Here is a 24,013-nt window from a genome sequence, read left to right as displayed (position 1 = left end):
AATGCCAAAACCAAAGCATACCGTCCTGGCCGTTGATGACGAAAAGGACATTCTTGAGACGCTGAAAGCTGTCCTTAAGCCTTTCTACAACCTTATTTTGTGTTCCGATCCCAAGGATGCCGTCTTAAAACTTAAGAACAACAGCGTTGATATTGTTGTTCTTGACATTAAGATGGACGGATGCGACGGCATTACTCTGCTAAAAAAGATCAAGGAAAGCCCGCAGGGCGCCGAAGCGGAGGTCATAATGCTTACCGCAGTAGGGGACCCCAGGACAGCGGTCCAGGCCGTTAAGGCCGGGGCCTATGATTATCTGTGCAAACCTTTTGAAGTGGAAGAGCTAAAAGCAGCCATAGAAAAGGCCCTCGAGCGGAAAAGCCTTCTGGCCGAGAACAAAGCGCTCAAAAGCATGCAGAAAGAGGGTTTTGAGAACTTCATAGCTTCTTCCCCCCGGATGCTTGAAGTGCTCCGCAAAGTCAGCGACATAGCATCAAGCGATGCCAGTGTTGTCATAACGGGAGAAACAGGCACCGGCAAAGAGCTTTTGGCAAGGGAGATACACACCAGAAGCCGCAGGTCAAAAATGCCGTTCTTTGCGGTGAACTGCGCCGCTGTCCCGGAAAACCTTTTTGAGAGCGAATTCTTCGGCTACGAAAAAGGTGCGTTCACCGGGGCTTTTGAGCGCCATGCGGGTAAATTTGAAGCCGCGGACAAAAGCACTCTTTTTCTTGACGAGATAACCTGTCTGCCTCTTTCGATGCAGGCAAAACTCCTGAGGGTGCTCCAGGAGGGCGAAGTCCAGCGCCTGGGTTCTTCCTCCCAGGTCCAGGTGGATGTCCGGATCATTTGCGCCTCTAATATAGACCTTAAGGAGGCGGTCGGGAAAGGGCAGTTCCGGCAGGACCTCTTTTTCCGCCTAAATGTGGTTCCCATAACGCTGCCCTGTCTTAGAGAAAGGGTAGGGGACCTGGATCTGTTCCTGGAGCATTTTCTTGCAAAATACAACAGGAAATTCGGCAAAAAAATAACGGGTTTCAGCGCGGAAGCCCTCAAGAAATTGAAGGCCTACAGGTGGCCCGGCAATGTGAGAGAGCTGGAGAACGCGGCGGCAAGGCTTGTCCTTTTGTGCAGAGGCTCTGTCATAGAGGAAGGCGATTTTTTTCCTGATTATCAGCATACCGATGGTATAATAGGCTTGCCTCTGCGCCAGGCCTGCGATAAGTTTGAAAAGGAGTATATAGAAAGAGCTCTTGAAGAGGCAAAGGGAAACCAGTCCAGCGCTGCAAGGATGCTGCAGATAGACAGGTCTACCCTGGTTTCAAAACTGAAAAAACTAATATGAACAACGAGATACTTGTACTGATACTTCTTGTGCTTTCCAGCGTGATCCTGGGGGCCTTTTTGTACACCCAGAAAAAGAAAAGGAGCCTCAAGGCTTTCCTGGGGCGCAGCATCGTCTATACGATCCTTGCCGGATTGATCTCCGGGCTCTACTTTGGCTTTTTGCTGTTCGTCGCCAGGTTTTTTCAGGGAGTTAGCGGCAACTATTCGCTGGCCATAGGCTTCCTGTTCTTTATCTTCTTTGCCGTAGTGTTCGAGCCTCTGCGCGACAGGCTCCAGAAATGGGTCGATCAGATCTTTTTTAAGACGAGGTTCAATTACGAAAAAACCTTAAAGGATACCAGCGAGGCGATGTCTCTTCTTACCGATACCGACCGGCTTATAAAGCTTACGGCACGCCTGGTTGCAAGAAGGATGAAGCTTACATCTGCCGCTTTGTTCCTGTACGATGAAAAAAAGGACAGGTATGCGGTTAGAGGTGCTGAAGGCCTGGTAAAGGACCTCTCGGGTGTCACCATGACATCTAACTATCCCGTTATCGAAGCTCTAGAAGAGTCAAAGGACGTATTGGTCAGAGGCCTGATAGAGAAGAGATCAAAGGATGTTTTTTTGACGGAGCAGGAGAGGAATAAATACAAGGAGATCCTCAAAGATTTTGACAGTCTTGATTCGGTCCTTTTTATCCCGAGCATGCTTAAGAACAAACTGGTGGGGTTTTTGTCCATGGGGGCCAAGCTTTCGGGAGAGGACTTTAGCGAAGAGGATATAAACTTTTTGACCACCCTAGCCAACCAGAGCGCGATCTATGTTGAGAATTCCAACCTTCTGGAAAGGGAGAAAGAGAGCGCTAAAAAGATAGCGGAGGCCCAGGTAAAGGAAAGATATGCGGCAGTGCTTGAAAAGACGAATAAAGAGCTGATGGAGACCAGAGAGGAACTGGTAAAGGCAGAGAGGCTTTCCACCATGGCAAAGCTGACCGTGAGCCTTCAGCACGAAATTAACAATCCCCTTACAAGTGTTCTTGCCCAGACCCAGGCGCTGCAGTTAAAGCTGTCTTCTAATACCCCGCCGGACGCCGAGTTCGTTAAAGAAAAGCTCGGAACAGTTGAAAGGGAGGCAAGAAGGATAAGGGACCTGCTTCGGAATCTTGCGCATATAACCGAGCCCGTGACAAGGGAGTACACTCCCGGTATAGAAATGATAGATATAAAAGCCTCTCCAAAATCAGAATGATCCTGTATACTGCTTCACTGGCCTTTTCCTGTTTCGTTGTTTTTTGTGTGGCTGCCTTTACCTTTGCCTTTGCTCCGCGCACCAGAGCGGCTGTGCTGCTTTCGGTCTTTAATCTGGTGGTGGGGATATGGTGCCTTTTCCAGCTTATGGGAGAGCTCTCCCGATCCTATGCCCAGGTCCTGTTCTGGACAAAGGCCAATCTTGCTTCTGCGATCCTTATCCCTTTACTGTTCTACGCCTTTGTCAGGGCCTTTACAAAAGATAATGAGATCAGAAGACGCCAGGCCCTTCTTGCCTTGGCGTGGGTTCTTTTTCTTCTGGCGTCTCTTTGGGACGGGTTTTTTGTGAGCGGTTTGAGCGCGACCACTTTTTTTAAGCACTGCCCCAAGGCCGGTCCGGTCTACTATCTGTTCGCGGCCTACTTTGTCGTGTTTGTCGCGGCGGGATTTGCAAAACTCGTCGGTTTTTACAGGGGCAGTTCGGGGACAAGGAGGAACCAGGCTGCCTACATACTGACGGCTTCTGCGGTCGGTTTTGTCTCGGGCTCTACACAGTTCTTTCCGGCGTTCGGACTTGATATCCTTCCGGCAGGAATGTTCATTTTTCCTCTTTACGCATTGCTTGCCGCCTACGCGGTCATTTTTAGGCGCCTGTTCGATATCAAGGTCGCGATAAGAAAAAGCCTGATATATTCAGCTATACTGGTGGTCTTTTCCTCCATCTATGCTTTGATGCTTTTGCTGTCGGTGGGGCTTCTGGAAAACCTGGCCGGATTCAATTATTTTTTGTCAGCCTCTTTCAGTGTGGCCGTTTTTGTCCTGCTGTTCGATCCTCTAAGGCGCAGCATACAAAAAACAGTTGACAGGGCGTTTTTCAGGGATTCCTATGCGGCAGGGGAGGTTGGCAAGGCGTTTTCGAGAAGCCTGGTCCTGTCCATGAATGCCAGGGACCTTAAACAGATGGCTCTAAATGAGATCTCCTCCACCTGGAAGATAAGGGACCTTCTTTTTGCAGATGGACAGAAGGGGGATAACGGTTTTGAGTTCACTGTGGAACTGAAGAGCGGTTTTAGCGCCGTTAAAAACAGCTTTCGTCTTTCTTCTCCAGCCTTTTCCGGTAGCATTATTGCTGCGGAAGAACAACTGGCAGGTTCTTTGCCAGAGGACCTCCTTAGTGCGGGGGCGTCTCTGGTCTTCTTTATCAAGACAGGAGAAGAAGTGTCAGGCCTCCTGGTCCTTGGAGAAAAGCCAGGCCGCGGCATGTGGAACAGGGAAGACTTTGAGGTCTTTGAAACTATCTGCGCCCTTATAGGGGCCGCGGAAGAAAGGGACATGTTGTATGAAAAGGAACTCAAAGCGTCTAAAAAAATGCTTGAAAACGAAAAGTTCGCCGCAATAGGAGCGCTTGCGGCTTCAGCTGCCCATGAGATCAAGAACCCTCTTACTTCATTAAAAGGGTTGATCTCCGTCCTTCCAGATAATCTAAAAGACCCGGTTTTCTTGAAGACCTTCAACGAGATCTCGATCAGACAATTGGACAGGATAAACTCTGCGGTCAACCGGCTTTTGTCCATCAGGGGCAATGAGCAAAATGCCAATGGCGGAGTATCTGACGCCATGGAGATTGAGGCTGCAGACCTGATCCGCGAAGTTATTATTCCGATCAATGAATACTGCAGAAAGCGCCGTATCGAAACCGATATTAACATAAAGGACCTCGGCCTTAAGCTGAGAGGCAGCAGGAAGGAGCTCTCGGAAGCCTTTTCTAATATAATAATGAACGCGGTTGAAGCCATGTCCTGCGGAGGGCGCCTGCAGATATCGGTGTCTGGAGCACAGCTGATCATAGAAGATTCCGGCCAGGGGATGGACCAGAACACGCTTGACAGGATCTTTGACCCTTTCTTTACCACAAAAAACTCAGGGGCAGGTATCGGCCTTTATACCGCCGCAAAAGCTATAAGCGCCTCGGGAGGCAGGATAGATGTGACAAGCGCTCCCGGGAAAGGCTCGAGATTTGTCATTGACTTCTCCTGATAGTATAATGGGCGATGCTGTATGATAAAAAAAGCTTTTGCGTCTGTTGTCATTATTCTGGCGGTTTTTATAGCCGCGATATTTGCTGCAGTCCAGGACAGGGGGCAGGGGACCGGCTATGCAAAAATGGACCTTCCCGTCAAAAGATTCCTGGCTCTGCCCAGCGAGGAGGCTAAGGCCGTATATGATTTTCCTGTCAACATAAGGATCACGGGCAGGACCGAGGACAAAAAATGGTATAAGATAAAATTGTCCTATAATTTTATCGGTTATTTCGAATACGAGGGGTGGGTAAAGGTCGAATAATTTCCGGCCCCCTAAGCGGCTTTTCCGGATTTTGAAAGTATTTCTTCGACTCTTTTCTTGAATTCCGAGATGTTAAAAGGTTTTGTGATGTAATCCTCGGCGCCTGACCTGAGCCCCTCAAGGATCTCTTTGTCATCGTCCCTTCCCGTAAGGAACACTATGGGAATGCCCGAGATCCCCTTGGTGTCGCGGATCTTTTTACATGCCTCGATCCCGTCCATCACAGGCATGTTCCTGTCCAGTATTATGAGATCGGGCTTTTCAGTAAGGGCTTTTTCGCAGGCCTCCAACCCGTTCTTTGCAGTTATGACCTCATAGCCGGCATCCGACAGGACCGCTCCTGCCATGCTTGTTATGTTTGTCTCATCATCTGCCATAAGGACCTTGATCCTGCTGTTCATAAAGCAAAAATAACATACAAAAAGCCACATAGTCAAGGTAAGTTTGACTAGGGCAAGTCTGCTGTGTTAAAGTTTATCTATCAATAATGCCTCTATACAAAGTCGAAGCCATAAACCTGAAATCCACAAAATTCGGCGAGGCCGATAAGCTCATGACTATTTTTACCCGGACAAAAGGAAAGCTGAAGGCTGTGGCAAGGTCGGCCTGCAGGGCCGCAAGCACCTTTGGCGGCAGGCTTGAGCCGCTGGCCTATAACAGCCTCCTTTTGGCAAAGGGCAGAAATCTGGACATATTAAGCCAGGCCCAGACGATAGAGTCATTTCACTCCATAAGGGAAAAGGAAAAGCCTCTCAAGGCGGGCCTTTACATGGCCAAGCTCATTGACTGTTACCTTGATGAGGGAATGATAGAACAGGACCTTTTCCATCTTCTTCTTGAAAGCCTCAGGAGCCTCAAGAGCGGCGCGATGCCACAGCTGGTGACCAGGATATTTGATATCAGGTTCGCGGATATAGAAGGTTTTTTGCCCTTTGATCAATTTATCGGCGAGGCCAGGGATTTTGTTGACGGCGCAATAACAGGCAAGATCTCTGCGGCAGTGGTTTCAAAGATGAGCATACGGGAGGTTGACAGAGTTCTTATGCCTTGCTTGTGCGATCATCTGGGAAAGGACATACGCATTTGGAAAAACCAGTGATACCTGCGAGGTTTTCCGCCGTTATCAAGAATAGGAACTTCATGTTCCTGTGGATGGGGCAGCTGTTGAGCCAGCTTGCAGACAGAATATTCATATATGTCCTGGTGATCGAGGCCTACAATCTTACCCGTACCAACCTAGGCGTATCGGTCCCGATGCTTTCTTTCGGCATTCCCTCGGTACTGTTCGCTTCTTTTGCCGGCGTCTATGTGGATCGGTGGAACAAAAAGACCACAATGGTGGCATCTGACCTCCTGAGGGGCGCCTTTATACTTCTGGTGATCTTTTTTCTGCAGGGCTCTCTCCTGTGGCTTTTTCTTGTAAGTTTCATGATCTACACGATCTCCCAGTTCTTTGCTCCGGCAGAAGCCTCCTGCCTTGCGGAGATAGTGGAAAAGGAAAACCTTATCGTGGCGAATTCTTTTTTCATGACCACCTGGATGTGGAGCAGCGTCATAGGTTTTGCCGCAGGAGCCCCCCTGGTGCTTCTAATGGGGGAAAAAGGCACCTTTGGCCTTGCCTCGGCGCTTTACCTGATCTCTGCTCTGTCGGTGTTCATGGTAAGTCTAAAGGTCAACGGCAGAAAGGGGTCTTCGACCATAAAATCCGTCAAACAGGACCTGCTGATGGGATTTGAGTTTATCAGAAGGAACGCGGTGATCAGGTATTCGCTGATAAAGATGATGATAATAACATGCGGCCTTGCGGTCATCAGCATGCTTGCCATAGAATTTGCGGAAAAGTACATAGGGATAGGCGCCAGGAACTTTGGCTATCTTGTCCTTTTGGCAGGCGGAGGAATGCTTGTGGGAATGCTGGCGCTTGGCAGGCTTGGGCACTATTTCAGGAAAAGCACCATAGTGTTTTCCGGCTTTATCGTTTCGGGACTGACTCTGACGCTGCTTTCCCAGACCAGGAACCTTCCGCTTGCCCTGGCGCTTTGCTTTGTTCTTGGGTTCGGCAACATCATAATAAACGCGACCATCCAGACCATCCTCCAGCATAAGACGCCCAGATCGCTGAGGGGCAGAGTGTTCGGAATACAGAACATGATGATCAATTTTGCATTTACGATACCCGTGGTCATCTTTGGCGCTGTCGCCGATTCTTTCGGGCTTTCTTGCGCCATTCTGCTTCTTGGGCTTATGATACTGCTTTCCGGACTTATGACCGTGGCCGTGCCAAAATTCAGAACGGTATGATCTGTGAGTTCTACTTTACCTTAAGATGCAACTCGTCCTGCGAGTTCTGCGGCAACTGGCGCGACGAGACACTGCTTTCTTTTAATGAAACGCCTGCCGGAGAACTTGACGTTTTTTTTTCTGACCTTAAGCTGCTGGGGGTAAGGACTGTCGTCTTTACCGGAGGCGAGCCGCTTTTGAGGAGCGATCTTCCTAAGGCCCTAAAGTCGGCGCTGTCCAGCGGGCTTAAAACAAAACTTTTTACTAACGGCATCCTTTATCCGCAAAGACAGGCTGAATTGGCCGGCCTCATAGGTGAACTTTATGTTTCGCTGGATGCTCCGTTGCAGAGCGAACATGACCGGATAAGGGGTCAGGAATGCTTTGCCGAGGCTCTCCACAGCCTGGACGCGGCAGCAAAAAAGGGCCAGAGAACGGTGATGAATTTTACCATGACCAGGGACAGCATCGCCTATCTTCCCGACATGGTCGAGCTTGCGGAAAAGCTCGGGGTAAAGATCAGGATAAACCCCGTTTATGATTTTTTCGGGACAGAAGGTTTTGAAAGGGAATCTATCGAGTACATAAGGCGCTATCTCAAGCACAGAAGAGTAGTTTTGAGCAGAAAGATGCTGGATATCCTGAAAAAGAAAGGAAATGATATTGAATCCCCTGTCTGCAGGGCTCTGGACAATATCATTACGGTGCTTCCGGACCTTAGCCTTGTCCTTCCGTGTTTTAGGCTGAGACAGGCCTATGTGCCGACGCTTGGCAGGGTATCAAGCGTTCTTAACTCGGACATGGTCAAAGGCTATAAAAAGCTGAAGGGCAGAACACCGGAGTGCTCCGGCTGCATGAGATGGGAATATCTTTGTCCCGGGGAGAAAAAGGGTTTTTTGCAGAGGCTGACCTCCGCATTTAAATAAAAAAGGACAAAAACAGCAGGGCTGCCGCTATCCGATAGACGCCAAATGGTATAAAAGTGTGTTTTTGCGTGTAGGAAATGAGGAATTTGATGCTTAAAAGCGCTGTCACAAAAGAGACCGCAAATCCGGCTGCAAGAACACCGAACTGGGCCGCTTCAAAGGACGGGGCGCTTTTTGCCATATCAAGGACCGAGGCGGCAAGCATGGTAGGGACCGCCAGAAGGAAGGAGAACTCAACTATAGTGGTCCTCTTTAACCCCAGCAACAGTCCTCCTATTATGGTGGCGGCAGAGCGGGACACTCCCGGGACCATGGCCAGTGCCTGGAAAAGACCTATAGAGATACAGACGGGGTAGGGGATGGTAGAGATGTCTTCGTGCGCGCTTTCTTTTTCCCGGTGCAGCAGCTCAAAGACTATCAGAAAGAGCCCTCCAAGTAGCAGCGACCACACTATGACGGTCTGATTGTCCATAAGAAAGCCCTTTACAGCTTTGTAGAGGATAAATCCAAGCGCAGCAGTAGGAACAAAAGCCGCCAAAACCCTTTTCAAGCTTTCCGGGTCCAGAAGGAACCTTTTCCAGTAAAGCACGAGAACGGAAAGAATGGCCCCGAACTGTATGGTGATGACAAAGCTTTTTACGAACTCGGTGCTTTCCAGGCCCATGATATGTGTTGCAAGCACAAGATGGGCGGTGGAAGAAACAGGAAGGAATTCGGTAAATCCTTCTATCACCCCGAGAACGATGCTTTGAAAGATGTCCATTTATTTGAGGAGCGGGCTTTTAGTGTATGCCTTCCAGGTTGGGACCTGACTGGCCTTCTTTTTTCGAGGCCGCAGCCTTTTCCCTTTTTTTGCGCAGCGCCCTGTCGCAGAGGGAAAAGATCTCCTCCATAAGGAAGGGCTTTCTCAGGTATTCCATGGCGCCCAGAGTTATGGCATTGGCCTGCGATTCCTCTGAGGCATAGGCCGTAACGATTATGGCTTCGGTAGACTGCGAGACCTCTTTTAGCTTTTTGAGGACATCAAGCCCGCCCATTATGGGCATCTTAAGGTCTATAAAGGCTATGTCGTAGGCGGTCTTTTCGGCGCTTGCTATGGCTTCTATCCCGCTGGAAAAAGTGGAAACCTCATAATCCTTGATCTCGAGGATCATCCTGAAAGATTCCAGGGCTCCCGGTTCGTCGTCCACCACCAGCACTTTTATCTTGTTGCTTTCATTCATGATATACAATTCTACCAGAAGGTATTTTTAAATGCAATGTATGTAATAACCTCAGCAAATAGTTGGGAAAGCAATATGGGATCATGATCGTTAAGATGGTTCTGCTTTCTAGAAAGCTCCAATTTATCCCCAATTGGCATATCGCGAATTACCCAAATGAGAAGAGGCTCTCTAATCGAGCCAATATCCCTACTGACACAAATCGGGATTCGCGCTATTTTTGAGCATTAATGTCATTGGAGATAGATCCCGTTCGTGTTATTGGGGATGCCTAATTAGCGAGAGATCGGCGATCAGGCTATCCGCTGATTCTGAATCTGCAATATCCACCTCGATTTGTTATAATAATTTCAGGAATAAGAAATATGGCAACAATATCTCCTTTCAAAGGGGTCCTGTACAACAAGGAAAAGATCAAGGATATATCTGCTTTGATAGCTCCTCCCTACGATGTTATAGACGAGGCCGAAAGGGAAAAGCTGTATGCCAGGGACGAGAACAATATCATAAGGGTCATACTGGGCAGGGACGAAGAAGGCGACAATCCTTCGGACAACAGGTATACCAGGGCCGCCCAGTTCATAAAGAGCGGGCTTGCCGACGGCCTGTTCAAAGAGGACCAGGAACCGTGTCTTTATATGCTGGAGCAGGAGTTTACCTGCCGGGGGACAAAGCGCCAGCGCAGAGGGTTCTTTGCTCTATTAAAATTCGACAGAGAGCGCTCCGCAAAGCCGCATGAGAACACCTACCAGAAGCCCAAGGACGACAGGCTTGCCCTGCTGCGCGCCACCATGACCAATACTGAGCCGGTCTTTGGCTTTTATGACGGAGAGCTGCCCTGGCCGGTACAGAGCGTACTGGTATTTGAGGCCAGGGACGACCAGGGCGTTCTGCACCGCTTAAAGCGTGTAAGCGATAAAGCGGCCGTAAGCGCGCTGGTCGCGGGTATGAAGAAAAAGAATGTTTACATTGCTGACGGGCATCACAGGTTTGAGACAGCACTTTCATTTGCAAAGGATATGGGGGCGTCCCACTCAAGCGATGCGCCTCATAACTATATAATGATGTACTTTACCGGCACATCAGGCAGCGGCCTTGCGGTGCTTCCCATACACCGCATCCTTAAACTTGGAGATGAGGACATAGACTCGATCATGAATGCGGCAAAAAAATACTTCCTCATCGTGGAGATAGATTCCTACGAACGCATAGAAAGGTCTGTAGGTCATGTGATGGGATTTTACAGCAAAAAATTGGACAAGCTCTTCATGTTTAAATTGAGGGATGCTTTTGCCAAGGACAGGCTGATGCAGGAAAGAGGCAGGCTTGACCAGAAAGACCTGGATGTTTCGATATTGCACACGCTTCTTCTTGACGATATCCTTGCAAAACACAAGGATAAAGAAACCAGCGAAGTGATAGTGTACAGCCATGATGAGGCTGAGGCGCTTAACATGGCGAAAAAGGGAAGATATAACGCGGCCTTCCTGCTGAGGCCCACCGGAGTGGACCAGATAATCAAAGCCGCAGATGCGGGACTCAAGATGCCTCAAAAATCTACGTTCTTTTATCCCAAACTGGCTTCGGGCCTTTTGATGCGCAGGATAGTGTAGTGTCGGGGTAGCTCAGACGGTTAGAGCGAGGGACTCATAAGCCCTAGGTCGCCGGTTCGATTCCGGCCCCCGACAAAACTTGCGAAGCAAGTTTTCCTTGTCCTCGTCCTTGATCTCTACCGCAAGTTAGGGCAAGGACAAGAACAAGGACAAGAAAAAAAATGGATGAAGATATCAGATTTTTTGACCGGATCAATGCAGCGTTCTCATACGCGTTCTTCTTTCCGGCTCTCTACATAATACTTACGGAAAAAAGAAAGAAAGAATATTTGGCGCTGCATTCTTCCCAGGCGCTATTTTACTGGGTCTTTTCATTTGTGCTCCTAATTTTGGTCCGCTCCGGGACAGATCATATTATGTCCCTCGTTTATATACGGCCTTTTGAGATCGTCCTTCCGCTTTTAATGTGGCTTATCTGGCTTTACGCCCTCTGGTGCGCTTTTCTTGTGCTGCTGGGCAGGCAAGTCAATATTCCTCTGGTCTCTGGACTTGCAGGCTGGGTCGCTTAAATGCTGACGCAAAAAGCGCTGAGCACTGTTTCTTCAAAAAACATGATCGGTCCCGGAGAGAAGGTCATTGTTGGAGTATCCGGAGGACCGGATTCTGTTGCTTTATTGCATTTTCTTGTGACCAACTACCCAAAGAACAAATTCCATGTGTGTCACCTCAACCATAGACTAAGGGGCGGGGATTCTGGAAGAGATGCGCTTTTGGTAAAAAAGACTTGCTCAAGGTTAAAAATCCCAGGTTCGATGGTGGAGATGGATATTGCCGTATACGCAAAGAAAAACAAATTATCTCTTGAGGAGGCGGGAAGGATCGTAAGATATGATTTCTTTGAAAAGACCGCTGCCAAAGTGAAGGCCAAAAAGATCGCTTTGGCCCATACGGCAGACGATAACATTGAGACCTTCCTTATGCGTCTGGTTCGGGGCTCCGGCATAAAAGGTTTTTGCGGTATTCCGCCTGTGAACGGCAATATTATCAGGCCTTTGATAGATGCGTGGAAATCAGAGGTGATCGAATACTGCCAAGATAATGAGCTTGAGTATAATGTCGATAAAACCAATCTTGAGACAAAGCAATTCCGCAACAAGATCCGAAACGAGTTGATCCCCATTCTTTGGAAGTACAATCCTAACATCAAAGAAGTCTTAATTAACACAATTAATATTCTTTCCGAAGACTTTGATTATATTTCCCAAAAGGCCTTCACCCCCAGCCCCTCTCCCAAAGGGAGAGGGGGGCAGATACTGATGTCCAAACTTGCCAAACTTCATCCGGCGCTCAAAACACAGATAGTCCGGTCGTATATCGAGAAAGTCAAAGGCAACCTAAAAGAGGTCTCTTATAAGCACATACGGGACATTTTAAAACTGAAAGAAGGGCAGATACATCTGCCGGGCGGATTATTTGCCGTTGTGAAGGGGGGCAGGCTTACAGTCTCTGATGACATGCCAAAGGATATTGTCCCCGGCAAATTCAGTGAAACCATAAAGATCCCCGGCAAGAGCAGCAGCGGGGTGAAAGCAAGCTTTGTTAATAAGGTTCCAGCATTCTCAAGGATCAAAAAAAGCGAAGCATATATTGATGCATCAAAACTAAAAGGAAGAGTCCTGACCGTCAGGAATTTTAAAGAAGGGGACAGCTTTATTCCCCTTGGGATGAAAGGGCACAAAAAACTCCACGACCTGTTCATAGACGAAAAAGTGCCTGTTCATATGAGAGCGCTGGTGCCGATAGTGTGCGATGAGGAAAAGATCCTCTGGGTAGCCGGCCTAAGATTGGACGAAAGGGCAAAGACCGGCAGGAACACGAAAAAGATACTGCGTCTGAGCATCGACTAGCCTTTGCGGCATCCGTGCTATAATACCTTCCGATATATGGGACATCTTGCAAGAGTCATATCGATAGAAAGTCTTCAGGAAGCCAGAAAAGAGCTCCTTTCCGTGGGAGTGCATGCGGAAGGCCTGGAGATCATGGCTCCCAAGGCGGTTTTTAAGGCCATAAAGATCAAAGGCCTTGGAGTTGTTGCCGCCAATATCCTTAAGCAGGACATGCTATCGCGCGGAGGAGATGCGGCTACATCAAAAGGCACCATAGACCATTCAGAAGATAGAACCGATGTGATACTCCTGGGGACGGTATTTCAATACATAAGCCTCGCCGAAAGGCTAAAGGCCCAGCAATTCGGCCTTCCCCGGTTAGGGGAAGAGATCCTGCACCTTATAAGGATATATGAGAGCCTTCCTAACTCTATCTTGGGCTTGGAGTTCGGCAAGAAGACCTATTTGATGGGGATATTGAATGTTACTCCCGATTCATTTTCGGACGGAGGAAAGTATGTAAGTACAGAAGACGCGCTTGCCCATGCGCAGCAAATGATAAATGACGGCGCCCGCATAATAGATGTAGGAGGCGAATCAACAAGGCCGGGGGCGGCCGCGGTTCAAGAGGATGAAGAAATCCATAGGGTTGTTCCGGTTATCAAATTGCTAGGGGCAGGCGGCCAAAATAGATCGATAATCTCTATAGACACCCGCAAAGCTTCTGTTGCCGAGGCGGCGATCAAGGCCGGGGCAAATATGATCAATGATGTAAGCGGTCTTAGATATGACAAGGATATGGCAGAGGTTGCGGCAAAACACAAAGTACCGCTCATAATCATGCATTCAAAAGGCGATCCCTCCGTGATGCAGAACGATCCGCGGTACGAAGACCTGATAAGCGAGATCCTGTTGTTCTTCGAGGAGAGCATGGCAATGGCGCTTAAAGCAGGGGTGAAAGAGGACCTCATAATACTGGACCCCGGCATCGGGTTCGGTAAAACATTTGACCATAATCTCGAGATCCTGAGAAGACTCCACGAGTTCAGGTGCTTTGGAAGGCCAGTCTGTATAGGTGTTTCAAGAAAGTCTTTTATAGGCAGGATCACCGGGGAAGAGCCCTCAAAAAGACTGGAAAGCAGCCTTGCGGCGTCGGTACTTGCCATTTCAAAGAAAGTTGATATAATAAGAATTCACGATATGAACCAGGCCGCAAAAGCGGTGGCCGTGGCTGATGCGGTCACCCGTAAATCCGCGATAAATCCGGCATAAAAGGAGAGATGTATGAAAAAGAAAAAAAAGCCTGTTAAAGGCGCCTCAGGCCGAAAAATCAAAAGGAAGGCGGTAAAGGTAAAAAAGACCCTGCCAAAAAGAAAGAAGCTGCCCAAAAAGACAGCTGCCAAAAAGAAAGTCGCAAAAAAGACGGCAAATAAGAAGGCTTTAACAAAAAAAACCCAAGTAAAGGCTCTGGAGAAGAAAGCCGAACATAAAGCCCCTATTGCCGAAAAACAGGTCTTCAAACCTAAAACTCCGGTAACGGTCTTCCTTGGTTTGGGATCCAATGTGGGCGACAGAGAAGAATATATTGAACAGGCTATTACGATCTTAAAAGAGACGCCCGGTATCAAGGTAAACCGCAGGGCATCCAACTATGAGACAGAGGCTGCAGGAGGCGTGCCTCAGGCACCCTACATAAACAGTGCGGTCTCGGTCAGCACAAAACTGGACCCGTATGAACTCCTTTCCGTAACACAGGGCATAGAGGACACTCTGGGCAGAGAAAGAGGCTCCGAATGGGGGCCCAGGACAATGGATATAGACATTCTTATGTATTCGGACCTCGTGCTAAGCGACGATAAACTTACGGTTCCGCATCCTATGATGCACGAGCGCCTCTTTGTTCTTGAGCCTCTGAGGGAGATAGCACCCGTGGCTATCCATCCGGTACTTGAAAAGACAGTGTCCGAGCTCTTTGATGAAAAAAGGGCCGAAACTTCGGACACTTATGACGATGCCCTCCCAGGCTTCAGAGAGATCAAGAGAGGAACTGCAGACGATTACGAACACTGGTAGTCCCAAGGAAACTAGAAAGCTCGGGATCAAACTGGGAAAAGGTCTTAAGGCGGGGGACACGGTCGCCCTCTTCGGCGACCTCGGAAGCGGAAAAACTACTTTTGTCCAGGGCGTGGCGGAAGGACTCGGGATCCAGGGCTTTGTTACCAGCCCCTCCTTTGTTATAATTAACGAATACAGGACGCTTTCGGGACTGCCTTTTTATCACATCGACTTATACAGGACCGACAGCCTCTCACAGATAGAAGACCTTGGCATTTCTGACCTGTTCGGTAAGGGATCGATCGTGCTGATAGAGTGGGCCGAAAAAGCCCTGGGCCTGCTGCCGGAAAACTGCCGCAGGGTCAGATTTGAACTCATATCCGAGAATGAAAGAAGGATCACTACAGATGAAAGTGCTCGGCATTAGCACCGCAGGAAAACTGACCGGAGCTGCGGTCATAGAGGAAAAACGGCCGGGAGAGGCGGCTGTGCTTTGCGAATACTCCGCTCTCAATGCCAGGTCCGAAGATGTGGCAGCAATCATTGAAATGCTTTTCAAAGATTCCGGCCTAAACATAAAAGAGATCGATGTGATAGCCGTTGTGGACGGCCCCGGTTCGTATTCCGGCCTGCGAGGCGGGCTGGCTGCGGCAAAAAGCCTAGCACAGGTGCTGGATATTCCTATTTGCGGGATCTCCGCTCTTGAAGCCACGGCCTACAATCTTAAGAACGCTGAAGGAATAATAGCGGTGGTCTGCGATGCGGTAAGGGACGAAAGCAACTTCGCGCTTTTTTCCAGCGATTCTGAAAGCATAAGAAGGCTTTCACAGGACCTGCCTGTGCGCAAGGCAAGGGTAAAAGAACTGCTGGGGCAGATCAAGGGAAAACTGCATATTCCCCGCGGCAGCGATGAATACCCTTATGCAAGGAACGCTGCCCTGATAGGTCTAGCGCAGTTCAAGGCAGGAAAAAAGGACGATCCTTTGAGTCTTGTTCCCACATACTCGCACATGCCCAATATCCGGGAGTACGGAAAATGAATTTTGAGACCGTTAAGCTTGAGGACATTAAAGAGATGCTCAAAATAGAAAAAAGATCTTTCCATTCCCATTGGAACAGACAGACTTTTGTTGACGAATTGTCCAGCGAGAACGGGCATTATGTAGCGGCAAGAGAAGGCGGCAGGATACTTGGTTACAGCGGTTTCCGCTATGTCTTGGATGAGGGGCATATTACTACGCTTGCTGTGGCTCCGCGGGATCGAAAAAAGGGTGTCGGAACACAGCTGATAGAAAGGCTTATCAAGGATGCAGCTGAAAAAGGGCTCAAGAAACTCTTCCTTGAGGTGCGGCAGTCCAACATAGCGGCGCAAAAGATATATAAAAAGCTGGGCTTTAAGGTAATAGACAGAAGAAGGGAATACTATCAGCATCCGAGCGAGGATGCTCTGGTGATGCAAAATGACAATTTTTAAAGACAATAAGAACTATATCCTTGACGGTGCCATGGGTACGCAGATAATGAAGCGCGTAAAAGACCCGGGTTTGTGCTTTGAAGAATTAAATCTTTCGCATCCCGAGATCATCCAGGCGATCCATAAGGACTATGTTGATGCGGGAGCGGATATAATCGAGACGAACACATTCGGCGCAACGAGGATAAAATTAAAACCACACGGCCTTGAGGATAGGTTCCATAAGATTAATTTTGATGCTGTCAGGCTTGCCAAGAAGGCTGCCGGGGGAAAAGTTCTTGTTGCCGCATCGATGGGCCCGTGCGGAGAGCTGCTTGAGCCGACAGGCAGGTTTTCGTTCGAAGAAGCATACGAAGAATTCACGGCGCAGGCAAAAGTGTTTGAAGAAGCAGGCGCTGACCTGATCTCCATAGAAACAATGAGCGACCTTCAGGAAGCGCGCGCCGCCCTGATAGCGGTTAAACAAAATACGGGCCTTCCCGTGATCGTGCACATGACATATTCCGAGAACGGGAAAACTAATACGGGAACGCCTCCCGAGGTTGCGGCCGCTGTTCTTGGTCCGCTCGGCGCAGATGCGATAGGAGCGAATTGTTCTTCTGGCCCTCAGGGACTTATTGAAATAGCCAAAAGGCTGGTAAAAAGCACTGATATTCCTGTCTCCATTATGCCCAATGCCGGCAATCCCGAAGTAATAAATGACGAGACCGTCTACAGGATGACCCCTGACAAGTTTGCGCCATACGCCAGGGACTTTGCAAAAATAGGTGTGAAGTTCATAGGAGGATGCTGCGGGACAAGTCCGGAACATATAAAGGCGATAGTGGAGGCGCTGAAAGACTCCAGGATAGAAGAGAGTAAGGGCAAACGGCCGTTTGCCCCAACCAGGCTCACGAGCAGGACGCAGGTGTTTGAATTCAAACCGGGCAGGCTGATGATAATAGGGGAGAGGATCAATCCGACGAATAGGAAAGACCTTCAGCAGGAACTGAGAGAAGGAAAGTCAAATATAATCAGGCAGAACGCGGTTTCGCAGGTTGCTGCCGGGGCTGACATTCTCGATGTTAATGTCGGCGTTCCGGATATTGACGAAAAAGCAGCGATAAAAAGAGCGGTCCATGCCGTTCAGGCCTCTGTCGAGGTGCCCGTTTGCATTGACAGCTCGGATCCCGCCGTTATCGAGGAAGGGCTAAAAAATTATTGCGGTAAAGCGCTGATAAACTCTGTGAACGGCAAAGATGAAAGTCTGGATGCAGTAATTCCTTTAGCAAAAAAATACGGGGCCGCCGTGATAGGCCTGACCCTTGAAAAAGGCATCCCCTCAAAAGCGTCCGCAAGAATTAAGATAGCAAAAAAGATAATCAGCAGGGCCGTAAAGGCGGGCGTTAAAAAAGAAGATATCTTTATTGATACCCTCGTGCTTGCAGCCGGCGCGCAGCAGGAAGATGTTAAAGATACGCTTGTCGCGGTGGAACAATGCAAAACCAAATTGAAAGTAATGACAAGCCTGGGAGTAAGCAATGTTTCACACGGACTTCCTAACAGGAAAGCGCTGAACTCTGCTTTTATTGAGCTGTGCCGGAAGAAGGGATTGGATGCAGCAATTTATAATCCTGAAAACCTGAACTACAAGGTCCCCCTTTCCGCGGCAAGAGATGCGGAGGCGGTCTTTTTGAACAGAGATAAGGGGGCGAAGAGTTGGATAAAGAAATACAGCAGCCAGGGAACGGTGGTCAGTAGTCCGGAAAAGGCAGTTCCCTCCAAAAAGAAGAATACAGAAAAGATCTTTGATGCGGTCGTCCAAGGCAATAAAGATGTTATTGTAGACTTAGTTGAAATAGAAATAGGAACAACAAGACCCCAGGCTGTGATCGATAAAGCCTTATTGCCGGCAATGGAAGAAGTCGGCAAAAGGTTCAATGACGGAAGATATTTCATTCCGCAAGTAATGGCATCAGCAGAGACGATGAAAACTGCTTTTGAAAGAGTAAAAAAAGAAATAAGGCCGGAAGATGTAAAGATCATCGGCACTGCCGTCATTGCGACCGTGCTTGGCGACATCCATGACATAGGCAAGAACATAGTTGCGATGCTTTTAGAGAACCACGGTTTTAAGGTCATTGATCTGGGGAAAGATGTCTCTTCCGAACTGATAGTAAAGACCGCGCGCGATAACAGGGCCGATGTTATTCTTCTGTCAGCATTGCTGACTACAACAATGCCCCAAATGAAAGCGGTAAAACAGCTCCTTGATAAAGAAAACATTAATATACCCGTATTGGTCGGCGGAGCTCCTGTTACCGAAAACTTTGCAAGATCTTTTTCCGCGAATTTTGCAAAAGATGCTGTGGCGGCCGTTGAGCGGGCCAAGACTTTATTGACTTCATGATGCCTGCAGATATATAATACTTCTGAAAAGACCGCTGCTCTTTTATCTTGCCGGAAGGAGGTCCCATGAAGCGATCTCTGAGCGTTATTGCCTTTTTATTGCTGCTTGCAAATGCGGCCCTGCCCCAGACTACGCTGACCCTTGAACAGAGCATTGACCTTGGGCTTAAACAGAACGAGGCCGTAGCGGTGGCACAGAGAAAAGTCGAAGCATCGCAGGCAAGGGTGGCGCAGGCTTTTTCGGGCTATCTGCCGTCCGTATCGCTTCAGGCAAACTACGGCAGATCATTTTCTTCTCCCATGCAGACGGTCATCAGCGGAATCCCCATCAGTTTCGGTCTTGACGAAGCGGGGGACACCAAAAGATGGCAGGCTAACCTGAGCCAGAATATTTTTACCTTTGGAAAACTGGAAAGCGCGCTTGCAATGGCGCTCAATGCCTCAAAATCCGCAAAAGAGGACCTGCGCAGGGCAAAGCAGGATGTCATCTATAATGTGAGATCGTCCTATTACGGGGTGATAAAAGCCAGGAAGATGATCGATCTGGCACAAGAATCGCTTGCAATGTCGAATGCCCACCTTGACCAGGCGGATGCTCTTCTTAGGGCGGGCATGTCCACAAAAGCCGATATCTTAAGGACGCGGGTCTCTGTGGCAAATTCCACCCAGGGGCTTATCAAGGCCAGGAACGCCCTTGAACTTGCAACCGCAACTTTCAACAATGCTCTCGGAGCGGCTTCAGGTTCAGAGTATTCCATACCGGACACGGACTTTTCCGAAGAAGCCGCAAAATTCAGGCCGGTCTTTGCCGATCTGTTAAAAACAGCCTACGGGTACAGGCCGGACTTCAGGCAGACGGGCCTTTCTGTGGATATATCAAAGAACAATGTGACCCTTGCCGCAGCCGGCTGGCTGCCTTCGGTCTTTGCGCAGGCAAATTACGGCTGGCAGAACACGGTCTATTCCAATGCCGGCATAAATTATGACCAGACCAATTGGCAGGTGCTGGGCGCGGCCTCCTGGACCGTTTTTGACGGCTTTAACACGCAGGGTAAGATAAAGGAAGCCATGGCCAACATGGCTGCAGCCGAGGCAAATAAAGAACTGGCCAGAAGGTCGGTTGAGCTGGATGTAAAACAGGCCTATCTCAACTTTGTTTCCGCCAAAGAAGTGCTGTCAACGGCAAGGGCTGGAGCGGAAAGCGCAAAAGAGAATTACTCGGTGGCTGACATGCGCTACAAAAGCGGGCTTGCCACTAACCTTGAGATCCTTGACGCGCAGGCATCCCTTACCAGGTCCGAACTGGAGCTGCTTGAGGCCCGGTTCGATCTGGAACTGGCTTCAGCCCAGGTGTTGAAAGCGGCGGGGATCCTGGACTTGAAAGGGATCGAGACCGGGCTAAAACTTTCCGTTTTGGAGGGTCAGGTCAAATATGTTGACCTTGAAGGGGGCTTTTTAGGCTTTATCGACTCTTCCGGTAAAAAGTATAACCTGACGGGGAGCAGGACCGACGAGATGCTCAAAGAAGCCCGAAAACTGGCCGAGGGACGCGGCGTAAAAATATGGGGATATCCTGTAAAGGACAGCGTTTCGATAAGAATGTGGGGAACTCCTCTGGAGGTCGAAAGCTATGAATGGAAATAAGAAAAAGCTTATCCTGGCCGTTGTCCTTATAGCGGCGGCAGCCATGTCCTATTACGGATGGAACTTGTATGCTGACCTGCGCTTAAGGGGAAAGATAGAAGCTTCCGGAACCATAGAAGCGATAGAAGTTCAGGTTGGTTCAAAAGTAGCCGGCAGGGTCCTTGCCAGATATGTGGATGAAGGCTCCTTAGTAAAAGCCGGGGACCCTATAGCTCTCATAGATGTTCCGGAGATCAAAGCCCAATATGATGCGGCAAAAGCCAGAGCGGACCTTGCTGAATCCAGCTACCAAAGGATCGCCAAGCTTTTTGCCGAAGCGATGGCCAGCAAACAGCAGTATGATGACGCAAGTTCGGCCCGCATACAGGCAAAGGCGATGCTCGATTCGTCCCAAGTGATGCTGGACAACGCCAGGATCATGGCGACGGTACCCGGAACAGTTCTCACCAAGGCGGTTGAACCCGGGGAACTGATAAGCCAGGGCGGTACCATAATAACCATGGCCGACCTTACCGTCCTTGAGCTTGAGGTGTATGTTCCGGAAGCTCAGGTGGGAAGGATAGATCTGGGAGACAGGGCTCTGATACATGTGGATTCGTTTCCCGGACAAAAGTTCGAAGGTGTTGTGATCCGCATTTCGAACAAAGCTGAGTTTACGCCAAAGAACATCCAGACAAAGGAAGAAAGGGTTAATCAGGTCTATTCCGTGAAGATAAAGATACCAAATCCCGAACTCAAGCTTAAGCCCGGTATGCCCGCCGATGCCGAGATCGTCATCAAGAGATAATGTACGCAATTAAGGCCGAGGGCCTCACAAAAAAGTTCGCAAAGAACACTGTGCTTGATTCTCTCAGCCTTGAGGTAAATAGCGGAGAAATATTCGGCCTTCTGGGGCCTGACGGCGCAGGCAAAACCACCCTTATAAGGCTGTTGTGTGCACTACTGAGCCCGGATGAAGGAAGGGCTAAGGTCTTTGGACTTGATATTGAAAAGCAGGGAGAAAAGATAAAGGACCTGCTTGGTTATATGTCGCAAAAGTTCAGCCTGTATCCGGACCTGACGGTCGAAGAGAATCTGGATTTTTTTGCCGACATCCACGGAGTATTCGGCCGGGACAGACAGAGCAAAAAAAAAGAACTCTATTCTTTTAGCAGGCTTGAAAGGTACAAAGACCGGGCGGCGGGGGACCTCTCTGGCGGGATGAAGCAGAAGCTTGCCCTGGCCTGCACGCTTATACATAAGCCCAAGATACTTTTTCTTGACGAGCCCACCACCGGAGTTGACCCCGTGTCCAGAAGGGAATTCTGGCAGATCATAAAGTCGCTGGTGCCGGAAATGACGGTTTTTGTGACCACTCCTTACATGGACGAGGCCGAAAAATGCTCCCGAGCCGCGCTGATGCACCTGGGAAAGCTGATGGTCTGCGATACTCCTGCCAATATTAAGAAGTGCATGAACAGGAGCGTGATAGAGATTGTCTCTCCGGATATCAGGCAGACCGCCAGAGAACTTTATGGCAAGTTCGATCTTGAAGTGTTTGGCGACAGGCTGCATATAGCTTCGAGCCGGACTGAGACTGATATCAGCAGAATATCGGACCTGCTGACGGCTGCCGGACGATCGGGACACCAGCTGCGGGCCATTGCTCCCAGCCTGGAGGATGTGTTCGTGTGGATGCTGAAAAAGTAACATGGAATATTCAATAACGGTAGACAGGCTGACCAAAAAATTCGGCTCTTTTACGGCGGTGGATGCCATTAGCTTTGCCGTGAAAAAAGGAGAGATATTCGGCTTTCTGGGCCCCAACGGCGCTGGAAAGTCGACCACGATACGGATGCTTTGCGGGATACTTGTCCCGACATCGGGGACTGGCTCTGTTGCCGGGTTTGACATTACAAAAGACAGCGAAAAGATCAGCCAGAGAATAGGTTATATGTCCCAAAAATTCTCTCTCTACGAAGATCTTACGGTATCGGAGAACCTTGATTTTTTTGCCGGTGTTTATCAAACTCCGGCAGCCGTACGGGCATCAAGAAAGAAAGAATTGATCAAGATGGCCGGGCTTAAAGGCCGTCAGGACGAGCTGGCTTCAAATCTGTCGGGAGGATGGAAGCAGCGCCTCGCGCTTGGATGCGCCACAGTGCATGATCCCGACATCCTTTTTCTGGATGAGCCGACCTCGGGAGTGGACCCAATATCAAGGAGGAATTTCTGGCATCTGATCTACACCCTTTCGGAAAAGGGCACGACCGTCCTTGTTACCACCCATTTTATGGACGAGGCGGAGCACTGCAACAATATTGCCCTGATATCCGACGGAAGGATAATAGCTCGGGGAAGCCCGATGCAGCTGAAGAAGACAGCCGGCAGAAGCAGCCTCGAGGATGTCTTTGTTTCTCTGGTAGGAGGAAGGACGGATGCTGCAAAAGCTCTATAGAAGCAGGTCCCTGGCCATAGCACGCAAGGAGTTCCTGCACATTATAAGGGACCGCAGGACCCTTCTGCTTACATTTGCGCTGCCTGTGGTGATGCTGGTGCTTTACGCCTATGCTCTTACCTTTGACATACGCAACATCCCCATGGCGGTTAGAGACCTGGACAATTCCCCCATGACCAGACAGATAACCAGAAAATTCGTTTCATCCGGTTATTTTGATCTTGTCGGTTATGTCAGCAATTTTAAGGAGGAGGAAAAGTTTTTCCTCTCGGGAAAGATCAAGATGGCTCTCAACTTTGGCCCGGGGTTTGCCGGCAGGGTCAATTCAGGAAGAGGGGCCGATCTTCAGATAGTGGTAGACGGCTCCGATTCCAATACTTCTCTCATGGCGGTCAGCTATGTCAACACCATTCTGCAGGACTATTCTAAGGATATCCTGCTCAAATACTATTCTAGGTCCCAGATGACGCCAAAAGGTCAGCTCCTGCCGATAGAGGCCCATCCAAGGATCTGGTACAACCCGGAGCTGAAAAGCATGAATTTTCTGGTCCCCGGCATAATAGCGATGGTCCTGATGATACTGTCAGCCCTCATCACCTCGCTTTCTATCGTGAGCGAAAAGACCCGAGGCACCATGGAGCAGCTCATAGCCACCTCTATCAGGCCCATGGAGATAATGGCAGGCAAAATGATGCCTTATGTTCTTATCGGGCTCTGCGATGTTCTTCTCTGCGTGCTTGTCAGCGTTCTGTTCTTCAAAGTGCCGATAAGGGGCAGCGTGTTTTTGCTGCTGCTGGAGTCAATAATCTTCATCTTTGGATCTCTGGGCCTGGGTCTGTTCATTTCCACCGTTGCCAAAAAACAGGAGAACGCCATAATAATGGGGGCCATGACCACCATGCTGCCTTCCATCCTTTTATCGGGGTTCGTGTTCCCGATAGAGAGCATGCCCAAAATAATACAGCTGACTACCTATTTTGTGCCGGCCAGGTATTTCCTGACCATTCTTAGAGGCATATTTTTGAAGGGCATAGGCATAGAATACCTGTGGTTTGACACGCTTCTTTTGATAGGGTTCGGGGTCCTGATGATGATGCTGGCCTCCAGGCAGTTCAAGAAAAGGCTGGATTAAGAAATGATCTTTGACCACAGGCTGTTCCATCTGATGAAAAAAGAGTTCATACAGCTGCTGCGCGACCGCAGGCTAATAGGCTTTATCCTTGTTGCCCCG

General features: G+C 49.2%; 24 protein-coding genes and 1 tRNA gene. 22 read left to right on the top strand and 3 right to left on the bottom strand.

Translation table 11 applies throughout. The annotated features are described in order from the left end of the window. The first annotated feature begins 1 nt into the window (after window position 1). From WC490_05245 to WC490_05230, 4 genes are read left to right on the top strand one after another with little or no spacing between them, the layout of a single operon-like run. Window positions 2–1,342 (top strand): sigma-54 dependent transcriptional regulator, encoded by a 1,341-nt coding sequence (locus WC490_05245; protein ID MFA5098015.1) that lies wholly within the window; start codon window positions 2–4, stop codon window positions 1,340–1,342. Next, complete coding sequence (locus WC490_05240) at window positions 1,339–2,574, top strand: histidine kinase dimerization/phospho-acceptor domain-containing protein (GenBank protein MFA5098014.1); 1,236 nt, start codon at window positions 1,339–1,341, stop codon at window positions 2,572–2,574. Before WC490_05245 ends, WC490_05240 begins: the two co-directional genes overlap by 4 nt. Beyond that, window positions 2,571–4,610 (top strand): ATP-binding protein, encoded by a 2,040-nt coding sequence (locus WC490_05235; protein ID MFA5098013.1) that lies wholly within the window; start codon window positions 2,571–2,573, stop codon window positions 4,608–4,610. The genes WC490_05240 and WC490_05235 overlap by 4 nt, the downstream gene beginning before the upstream one ends. Before the next feature lie 21 nt (window positions 4,611–4,631). Next, window positions 4,632–4,916 (top strand): hypothetical protein, encoded by a 285-nt coding sequence (locus WC490_05230; GenBank protein ID MFA5098012.1) that lies wholly within the window; start codon window positions 4,632–4,634, stop codon window positions 4,914–4,916. A gap of 11 nt (window positions 4,917–4,927) precedes the next feature. Here WC490_05230 and WC490_05225 read toward each other — a convergent pair whose 3' ends face one another. Further along, window positions 4,928–5,317 carry a response regulator gene (locus WC490_05225; protein MFA5098011.1) on the bottom strand — a complete coding sequence of 130 codons (390 nt, stop codon included), beginning with the start codon at window positions 5,315–5,317 and terminating at the stop codon, window positions 4,928–4,930. An 86-nt stretch (window positions 5,318–5,403) separates the two neighbouring features. Here WC490_05225 and recO point away from each other — a divergent pair, with 86 nt between their 5' ends. Genes recO through WC490_05210 form a run of 3 tightly spaced genes read left to right on the top strand, consistent with a single transcriptional unit; the run spans window position 5,404 to window position 8,122 of the window. Continuing rightward, on the top strand, window positions 5,404–6,015 hold the full coding sequence (gene recO, locus WC490_05220; GenBank protein MFA5098010.1) for a DNA repair protein RecO: 612 nt from the start codon (window positions 5,404–5,406) through the stop codon (window positions 6,013–6,015). Beyond that, window positions 6,000–7,217, top strand: a complete 1,218-nt coding sequence (locus tag WC490_05215) for an MFS transporter (GenBank protein MFA5098009.1) — start codon at window positions 6,000–6,002, stop codon at window positions 7,215–7,217. Before recO ends, WC490_05215 begins: the two co-directional genes overlap by 16 nt. Then, a complete protein-coding gene (locus tag WC490_05210) occupies window positions 7,214–8,122 on the top strand; it encodes a radical SAM protein (GenBank protein MFA5098008.1) in 909 nt (302 codons plus the stop codon). Before WC490_05215 ends, WC490_05210 begins: the two co-directional genes overlap by 4 nt. Here the strand turns inward: WC490_05210 and WC490_05205 are convergent. Both WC490_05205 and WC490_05200 read right to left on the bottom strand, forming a co-directional pair. After that, window positions 8,115–8,885 (bottom strand): undecaprenyl-diphosphate phosphatase, encoded by a 771-nt coding sequence (locus tag WC490_05205; GenBank protein ID MFA5098007.1) that lies wholly within the window; start codon window positions 8,883–8,885, stop codon window positions 8,115–8,117. The two genes, WC490_05210 and WC490_05205, sit on opposite strands and share 8 nt — an antisense overlap. Before the next feature lie 19 nt (window positions 8,886–8,904). Continuing rightward, complete coding sequence (locus tag WC490_05200) at window positions 8,905–9,345, bottom strand: response regulator (protein MFA5098006.1); 441 nt, start codon at window positions 9,343–9,345, stop codon at window positions 8,905–8,907. 365 nt (window positions 9,346–9,710) lie between these two features. Between WC490_05200 and WC490_05195 the strand changes: the two genes are divergently transcribed. The 15 genes from WC490_05195 (at window position 9,711) to WC490_05125 (ending at window position 23,914) form a co-directional block, all read left to right on the top strand. Continuing rightward, window positions 9,711–10,958: a DUF1015 domain-containing protein gene (locus tag WC490_05195; protein MFA5098005.1), complete on the top strand. Its 1,248-nt coding sequence runs from the start codon at window positions 9,711–9,713 to the stop codon at window positions 10,956–10,958. Window position 10,959: 1 nt separating this feature from the next. Then, window positions 10,960–11,033: transfer RNA gene (locus WC490_05190), tRNA-Met, on the top strand. Between the two features lie 86 nt (window positions 11,034–11,119). Further along, the gene (locus WC490_05185; GenBank protein MFA5098004.1) at window positions 11,120–11,467 is read left to right on the top strand and encodes a hypothetical protein; all 348 of its coding nucleotides are present in this window, start codon (window positions 11,120–11,122) and stop codon (window positions 11,465–11,467) included. Next, entirely contained in the window at window positions 11,468–12,805 is a 1,338-nt protein-coding gene (gene tilS / locus WC490_05180) for a tRNA lysidine(34) synthetase TilS (GenBank protein MFA5098003.1), read from the top strand. A 36-nt stretch (window positions 12,806–12,841) separates the two neighbouring features. Beyond that, a complete protein-coding gene (gene folP / locus WC490_05175; protein MFA5098002.1) occupies window positions 12,842–14,056 on the top strand; it encodes a dihydropteroate synthase in 1,215 nt (404 codons plus the stop codon). A gap of 12 nt (window positions 14,057–14,068) precedes the next feature. Further along, complete coding sequence (gene folK, locus WC490_05170; protein MFA5098001.1) at window positions 14,069–14,857, top strand: 2-amino-4-hydroxy-6-hydroxymethyldihydropteridine diphosphokinase; 789 nt, start codon at window positions 14,069–14,071, stop codon at window positions 14,855–14,857. Then, entirely contained in the window at window positions 14,796–15,266 is a 471-nt protein-coding gene (gene tsaE / locus WC490_05165; protein ID MFA5098000.1) for a tRNA (adenosine(37)-N6)-threonylcarbamoyltransferase complex ATPase subunit type 1 TsaE, read from the top strand. Before folK ends, tsaE begins: the two co-directional genes overlap by 62 nt. Next, a complete protein-coding gene (gene tsaB, locus WC490_05160; GenBank protein MFA5097999.1) occupies window positions 15,226–15,879 on the top strand; it encodes a tRNA (adenosine(37)-N6)-threonylcarbamoyltransferase complex dimerization subunit type 1 TsaB in 654 nt (217 codons plus the stop codon). Before tsaE ends, tsaB begins: the two co-directional genes overlap by 41 nt. Then, the gene (rimI, locus tag WC490_05155) at window positions 15,876–16,313 is read left to right on the top strand and encodes a ribosomal protein S18-alanine N-acetyltransferase (protein MFA5097998.1); all 438 of its coding nucleotides are present in this window, start codon (window positions 15,876–15,878) and stop codon (window positions 16,311–16,313) included. The genes tsaB and rimI overlap by 4 nt, the downstream gene beginning before the upstream one ends. Then, entirely contained in the window at window positions 16,300–18,702 is a 2,403-nt protein-coding gene (locus WC490_05150; GenBank protein MFA5097997.1) for a homocysteine S-methyltransferase family protein, read from the top strand. The genes rimI and WC490_05150 overlap by 14 nt, the downstream gene beginning before the upstream one ends. A gap of 65 nt (window positions 18,703–18,767) precedes the next feature. Further along, window positions 18,768–20,345, top strand: coding sequence for a TolC family protein (locus tag WC490_05145; protein MFA5097996.1), 1,578 nt, complete (start codon window positions 18,768–18,770; stop codon window positions 20,343–20,345). Then, window positions 20,332–21,132 (top strand): efflux RND transporter periplasmic adaptor subunit, encoded by an 801-nt coding sequence (locus WC490_05140; GenBank protein MFA5097995.1) that lies wholly within the window; start codon window positions 20,332–20,334, stop codon window positions 21,130–21,132. Before WC490_05145 ends, WC490_05140 begins: the two co-directional genes overlap by 14 nt. Then, window positions 21,132–22,034, top strand: a complete 903-nt coding sequence (locus WC490_05135; GenBank protein ID MFA5097994.1) for an ABC transporter ATP-binding protein — start codon at window positions 21,132–21,134, stop codon at window positions 22,032–22,034. The genes WC490_05140 and WC490_05135 overlap by 1 nt, the downstream gene beginning before the upstream one ends. 1 nt (window position 22,035) lies before the next feature. Further along, entirely contained in the window at window positions 22,036–22,782 is a 747-nt protein-coding gene (locus WC490_05130) for an ABC transporter ATP-binding protein (protein MFA5097993.1), read from the top strand. Continuing rightward, window positions 22,763–23,914 carry an ABC transporter permease gene (locus tag WC490_05125; GenBank protein MFA5097992.1) on the top strand — a complete coding sequence of 384 codons (1,152 nt, stop codon included), beginning with the start codon at window positions 22,763–22,765 and terminating at the stop codon, window positions 23,912–23,914. Before WC490_05130 ends, WC490_05125 begins: the two co-directional genes overlap by 20 nt. The last annotated feature ends 99 nt before the right edge of the window (window positions 23,915–24,013 follow it).

The sequence above is a fragment of the Candidatus Margulisiibacteriota bacterium genome (assembly GCA_041650635.1).
Lineage (GTDB): Bacteria > Margulisbacteria > WOR-1 > JAKLHX01 > JBAZKV01 > JBAZKV01.
Note: the sequence above shows the minus strand (reverse complement) of the source record. Positions and strands in the feature narration are given on the sequence as shown.

Excerpts from the sequence above, each read along its gene's own strand:
- WC490_05235 (MFA5098013.1), top strand. The coding sequence starts at position 2,571 with ATGATCCTGTATACTGCTTCACTGGCCTTTTCCTGTTTCGTTGTTTTT.
- folP (MFA5098002.1), top strand. The coding sequence starts at position 12,842 with ATGGGACATCTTGCAAGAGTCATATCGATAGAAAGTCTTCAGGAAGCC.
- recO (MFA5098010.1), top strand. The coding sequence starts at position 5,404 with ATGCCTCTATACAAAGTCGAAGCCATAAACCTGAAATCCACAAAATTC.
- rimI (MFA5097998.1), top strand. The coding sequence starts at position 15,876 with ATGAATTTTGAGACCGTTAAGCTTGAGGACATTAAAGAGATGCTCAAA.
- WC490_05245 (MFA5098015.1), top strand. The coding sequence starts at position 2 with ATGCCAAAACCAAAGCATACCGTCCTGGCCGTTGATGACGAAAAGGAC.
- WC490_05195 (MFA5098005.1), top strand. The coding sequence starts at position 9,711 with ATGGCAACAATATCTCCTTTCAAAGGGGTCCTGTACAACAAGGAAAAG.
- tilS (MFA5098003.1), top strand. The coding sequence starts at position 11,468 with ATGCTGACGCAAAAAGCGCTGAGCACTGTTTCTTCAAAAAACATGATC.
- WC490_05185 (MFA5098004.1), top strand. The coding sequence starts at position 11,120 with ATGGATGAAGATATCAGATTTTTTGACCGGATCAATGCAGCGTTCTCA.
- WC490_05225 (MFA5098011.1), bottom strand. The coding sequence starts at position 5,317 with ATGAACAGCAGGATCAAGGTCCTTATGGCAGATGATGAGACAAACATA.
- folK (MFA5098001.1), top strand. The coding sequence starts at position 14,069 with ATGAAAAAGAAAAAAAAGCCTGTTAAAGGCGCCTCAGGCCGAAAAATC.
- tsaB (MFA5097999.1), top strand. The coding sequence starts at position 15,226 with ATGAAAGAAGGATCACTACAGATGAAAGTGCTCGGCATTAGCACCGCA.
- WC490_05130 (MFA5097993.1), top strand. The coding sequence starts at position 22,036 with ATGGAATATTCAATAACGGTAGACAGGCTGACCAAAAAATTCGGCTCT.
- WC490_05230 (MFA5098012.1), top strand. The coding sequence starts at position 4,632 with ATGATAAAAAAAGCTTTTGCGTCTGTTGTCATTATTCTGGCGGTTTTT.
- WC490_05200 (MFA5098006.1), bottom strand. The coding sequence starts at position 9,345 with ATGAATGAAAGCAACAAGATAAAAGTGCTGGTGGTGGACGACGAACCG.
- tsaE (MFA5098000.1), top strand. The coding sequence starts at position 14,796 with ATGCCCTCCCAGGCTTCAGAGAGATCAAGAGAGGAACTGCAGACGATT.
- WC490_05150 (MFA5097997.1), top strand. The coding sequence starts at position 16,300 with ATGACAATTTTTAAAGACAATAAGAACTATATCCTTGACGGTGCCATG.
- WC490_05135 (MFA5097994.1), top strand. The coding sequence starts at position 21,132 with ATGTACGCAATTAAGGCCGAGGGCCTCACAAAAAAGTTCGCAAAGAAC.
- WC490_05210 (MFA5098008.1), top strand. The coding sequence starts at position 7,214 with ATGATCTGTGAGTTCTACTTTACCTTAAGATGCAACTCGTCCTGCGAG.
- WC490_05140 (MFA5097995.1), top strand. The coding sequence starts at position 20,332 with ATGAATGGAAATAAGAAAAAGCTTATCCTGGCCGTTGTCCTTATAGCG.
- WC490_05145 (MFA5097996.1), top strand. The coding sequence starts at position 18,768 with ATGAAGCGATCTCTGAGCGTTATTGCCTTTTTATTGCTGCTTGCAAAT.
- WC490_05125 (MFA5097992.1), top strand. The coding sequence starts at position 22,763 with ATGCTGCAAAAGCTCTATAGAAGCAGGTCCCTGGCCATAGCACGCAAG.
- WC490_05205 (MFA5098007.1), bottom strand. The coding sequence starts at position 8,885 with ATGGACATCTTTCAAAGCATCGTTCTCGGGGTGATAGAAGGATTTACC.
- WC490_05240 (MFA5098014.1), top strand. The coding sequence starts at position 1,339 with ATGAACAACGAGATACTTGTACTGATACTTCTTGTGCTTTCCAGCGTG.